1 protein-coding gene is annotated in these 5,283 nt (G+C 68.1%); it reads left to right on the forward strand.

From position 1 onward, the window contains the following. Positions 1-5,245, forward strand: a 5,245-nt coding sequence (locus ACLV8F_RS24640; RefSeq protein WP_411886828.1) for a filamentous haemagglutinin family protein, incomplete at its 5' end; no start/stop codon positions are given. Positions 5,246-5,283 lie beyond the last annotated feature (38 nt).

The following is a 5,283-nucleotide window of genomic DNA, read 5'->3' on the forward strand; positions in this document are numbered from 1 at the left end:
CAACGGTGCCGCAACCGAACTCTTCGGCCCGGAGATCATCCTGGCCGCCAGCGGCAAGGTCGCGGTCGATGCCGGCAGCGTCGTCAGCGCCCGGGGAACCGGCGCCAGCGGCGGCGGCAACCTCATCATGAAACCGCAGGTGGCCGCCGTTTATGACAACAAAGGCACACCCGACACCGCCGACGACGTCCTGGTCACCCCCAGCAAAGACTGGGGCGCGCTGGTCCGCGTCGCCAACGGCGAGGCGATCAAGGTCGTGCGCCAGAACGTCGACACCACGCAAGGCGGTGTGGTCACGATAGGCGCCGGCGCCACCCTCAACGGCGGCGACGCCCTGCTGATCGACGCCACGCGCACCACCGAGCTCGCCGCCTCCGCCCGGATCTCGGGCACAGACCTGTCCGTGTCCGCCGGCCGCATCGGCTTCGGCGGCGGCAGCGGCATGGTGCTGGACAGCGCCGCCCTGGCCCAGCTGGCCAACTCCAAACACCTGACGCTGCGCAGCTACTCCAGCTTTGACTTCCACCAATCGGTGGACCTCGGCGCGGCCGGCCTGGCTTCGCTGACCTTTGACGGCGCCGCCTTCACCGGTCACGGTGGCAACATCGTCCTCAGGGGCGAGAAGATTGCGCTGGAGAACAGCGGCGCCGCCCTGGCCGCTACCGGCAACGGCAACGGCAGCTTCACGCTGGACGCTGCCACCCTGGTGCTGGGGGCCGGGCAGAAGAACTTCGCCGGCTTCGGCGCCATCACCCTGGGCGGGCGCGAGCAGATCGTCGGCGCCGGCAAAGGCGGCATAGACACCGGCGCCATTGCGCTGAACCTGAACACCGCGCTGCTCACAGGCCGCGGCGGCGCCGCGCAAAGCATCGTCACAAGCGGTGCATTGCAAGTCCTGCGAACAGCAGGAGGTGATTCAACCCAACAGAACCCGCAAGACAGCCTCGGCTCGCGCCTGAGCCTGTCCGGCGCCAGCATCGTGTTCGGTGGTCGCGCCGTCGCACTCGGCGGCAACATCGACATGACGGCGACTGCCGGTGGCCTGACCCTGGCGGACGGCGCGCAGATCGACGTAGGCGGCTTCGCCAAACAGTTCTTCGACGTGGCCGGCTACGCCGACGCCGGAAGCATCAAGCTCTCGGCCGTGGGCGGCGACGTCCGGCTCAATAACGGCAGCCAGCTCAACCTGGCCGCCCACAAGGACGGCGGCAACGCCGGCACCCTGAACGTCGCCGCCGCCAACGGCGGCACCGTCATCCTCGACGGCACCATCAACGCGCAGGCTGGCGCGGGCGGCAAGGCCGGCGCCTTCGCGCTGGACATCGCCGCACTGGCCGACTTCGCCGGCTTCAGCCAGCGGCTCAATGCAGCGGGCTTTAACCGCTCGCGGCAGTTCCGCATCCGCCAGGGCGACATCACGCTGGACGGCACCACCACGGTGGAGGACTTTGGCCTCACCACCGACCAGGGCCGGGTCACGATCGCCGGCACCGTCGACGCCAGGGCCGCCTACGGCGGCACCATCCGCATCACCGGCGGCAACGGGGTGAGCATGAACGCCGGCGCGCAGCTGCTGGCCGGCGCCACGGGCGAGCTCGGCAGCGGCCGCGTCACGCTTGAAGCTGCGGGCGGCCAGTTGGACCTGCAGGGCGGCACGATCAACGTGGCCGGCAATGAAGGCGGCAAGGTCAGGTTGCGCGCCCAGCAAAATGCCGCGCACACCGACCTCAATGCAACAGCCGTCAACGTCAGCATTGCAGGTGCGCGTTCGGCGGTGCTCGAAGGGGTTGCCACTTACAACAGCGGCACGGTCGACGCCGTCAAGGCCGCGGCGATCGCCGATGCCAACCAGTTCAGCGCGGCCGCGCCCGCTGTGGCGAACCGTCTCGGCACCACGCTGGCCGTCATGCCCGGCATCGTGATCGAAAGCGCCGGCGACCTGGCCATGAACAGTGACTGGAACCTGCGCAATGACTTTGCGGGTGCAAGGGAAGGCACGCTCACGCTCAGAGCCGGCGGCAACCTGGTCGTCAAGGGCCACCTGAGCGACGGCTTCGACACCGCCGACCGCGCAGGCAAGCTACAGGAGGGCGCCTCGTGGAACCTGCGCCTGGTCGCGGGCGCCGACCTGGGTTCGGCCAACACGCTGGCGGTCAAGCCGCTGGCGGCGCAAACCGCGGGCAGCGGCAACATCACCATCGGCACGGCCGACACCAACCCGGACGCCGCCGTCGACAACGGCTCGGGCAAGCTGGTGCGTACCGGAACGGGCGACCTCGAAGTGCGCGCGGGCAGGGACCTGACGTTGGCGCACAAGGAGTCGGTGATCTACACGGCCGGGCGCAAGGACATGACGGCCTGGAGCGACTTCACGACAGCCAATGCCGCGGCGATCTACGGCGTTGAAGGCGGCAACCTGGACATCAGCGCCCAGGGCAGCATTGAGGCGCAGCCGGCCGGGCAGCGGTTTGTGGAGTGGCTGGGCCGGCAGGGCAACCTCAACGAGCAGGGCTACTTCGGTGAATACCTGACCAACAATCTCGGCACGCGCCCGGACGGCTCTTTTGGCTATTTGTCCCTGCCGCCCGAGCAATCGAGCTGGTGGGTCAACTACGGCGCCTTCAAACAGGGCGTGGGCGCCCTGGGCGGCGGCAACGTCACGGTCAATGCCGGCGGCGACCTGGGCAACCTGGTGGTGGTCTTGCCGACGACCATGCGCATGCGCGGCGGCCGCTCGGCCACCGAAGCGATGGCGATGGAAACGCGCAACGGCGGCACCCTGACCGTGGAGGCCGGCGGCGCGATACGCGGCGGGCAGTATTACGTGGCGCGCGGCGCGGGGGACATCAAGGCCGGCGAGACGGCGGTCGGCAACACGGTATCGGTCATCTGGAACGCCCAGGATCCTGACCCCCGTACCTACACATTCCCTGTGGCGCCGGTACTGGCATTGGGCGACGCCACCCTGAGCGTGCGCACGGCGGGCGACCTGCGCGTGCAGACGGTGCTGGATCCGCTCCTCGTGCGTTACGGCAACGACGGCTCCGGCACAGACCCCTTGTCGTGGAGGGAATACGGCGCCTACATGAGCGGCTATACCGACCGCACGGCGCTCAAGCTGGTGTCGACCGGCGGCAACATCACCTTTGTCAACCAGGCCGACTTTATCTTCCGCAACCTGTCGCTGTACAGCGCCAGCCCCGAAAACGACTTGATCGGACAGGGGGGCAACCGCTTCCCTGCGCGCATGGCCGCCTTGGCCATGAACGGCAACCTCGAAATACAGGGCCCTTTGAGGCTGATGGCGGGATCAACCAATGATGTGCAACTGGTGGCGCAAGGCGACATACGCTTTGCGACGCAGAATCGCGCCGCCCTCAATGCGGTGAACATCAACGGGGACGTGGAAGCGCAAGTGATCATGCCCTATGCCACACCGGCGATGATGCCTTCCGCGTTCAGGCCCGGCCTGTATTCCTTCAATATGGAATCGCTGCTGGCCAATCCGATCAGGCCTTATGGCATCGCTAACCCATTCAGCAACCCGGATGTGTTGCCCCTGGCCAGCGATTTTGAACCGAGCCGCATTTATGCCGGACAGGGTTCCATCCTGGGGCTTGACCTGACGGCGAATGAGCAAACCTGGGTGCGTGCCGCGACGGACATCCGCGGCATGCGTGTCAATGCGCGAAATGTGCGCGCCAGCGACGTGACCTTGCTGGAGGCCGGCAACGACATCCTGGCCATGGCGCACGTGCGTGCCGCGAGCCTGGGGAACGTTCCCGAGGATACGGGCAGCATTGCGATAGAAGGCCCTGGCACCCTGGTGCTGTCCGCCGGGCGTGACGTCTATGCCGACAACCTGAAGGTCCAGACCCTGGGCAACCAGCAATACGACCTCAACAACCGCCCCGTGGCCGGCACCCAGATCAAGGGCCTGCCCACGCAGGGCGCCTCCATCACGGTGATGGCCGGCATGAACGGCGCGGCGGCGTACGACGCCTTCGCCGGCGCATACCTCGACCCCGCCAAGGCCGCCGCCATGCCCGACTACCTCAAGGCCAGGGCGGCCGACGGCAGCGTGCTGCCCCTCTACCTGACCGACAGCGTCGAGACGCGCCCGGGCGGCCAGCAAAAGGTCACCCGCCGCGGCCTGGTGTCGTACATGAAGGACATGACCGGCGAAGACCTGGCTCCGATGGCCGCATGGACGCGCTTCCAGTCCTTGCCCAAGTTGGCGCAGCAACAGTTCCTGCGCCAGGTCTACCTGCTCGAGCTGCGTGAAGCCGGGCGCAACCAGGGTGAGCCCGGCGTCAACGGCCTGCCGCTCAACGGCGGCTACAACCGCGGTTATGCGGCCATCGCGGTGCTGTTCCCCGGCGAGGCCTGGAAAGGCAACGTCGCGGCCAACAACATGATGCTGCGCACCATGAGCGGCGGCGACATCAACGTCCTCACGCCCGGCGGCGGCCTGCAGGTGGCATCATTGGGCGCCACCGTGCCGGCGGGCTACGGCCTGGTGACGCTGGGCTCCGGGCACATCAATGTGTTCGCCAAGGACGACGTCGTCGTCAACCAGTCGCGCATCCTGTCCTTCGTGCCCGAAGCCAGCAAGCGCGGCAGCGACCAGATCATCTGGTCCAGCCGCGGCGGCATCGATGCCGGCAAGGGCTCCAAGACGGTGCGGGTGCCGTCGGCGCCGGAGATCGTCACCGACCTGGACGGCAACACCGTCGTGCGCGAGAAGTCCGACATGAGCGGCAGCGGCATAGGCACCGTCGGTGACGGCGACGTTGACCTGGTCGCGCCGCAAGGCACCATCAACGCCGGGGACGCCGGCATCCGTGTGGCGGGCAACCTCAACATCATGGCCCTGCAGGTGCTCAACGCCGACAACATCAAGGTCAAGGGCGAGGCCAAGGGCCTGCCGGTGGTGGAGGCCGTCAACATAGGCGCGCTGACCAACGCCGGCGCGGCGGCCTCGCAGGCGGCGATGGCAGCCCAGGACATGCTGCAGCGCGACCGCGCGGCGGCGCGCCAGAACCTGCCCTCGGTGTTCACCGTGCGGGTGGTCGGCTTCGGCAACGAGCCCATGGAGGCCGGGCCTTCCGGGCCGCGCAAGGACGGTTCGCGCCCGGTGGGCGCCAACCCGCAGGGCGTGGTGGAAGTGCTGGGCCAGATGGACCTGCCGCCTTCGCAGATGGAGTTGCTGACCGCCACGGAGCGGCGCAACCTCAAGCGTTGACGGGATGGGGCGGGATGAAGCAGTCCCGCCCCATGGCG

Source organism: Polaromonas sp. YR568, assembly GCF_943369675.1.
In the GTDB taxonomy this organism is placed as follows: Bacteria; Pseudomonadota; Gammaproteobacteria; order Burkholderiales; family Burkholderiaceae_C; genus Polaromonas.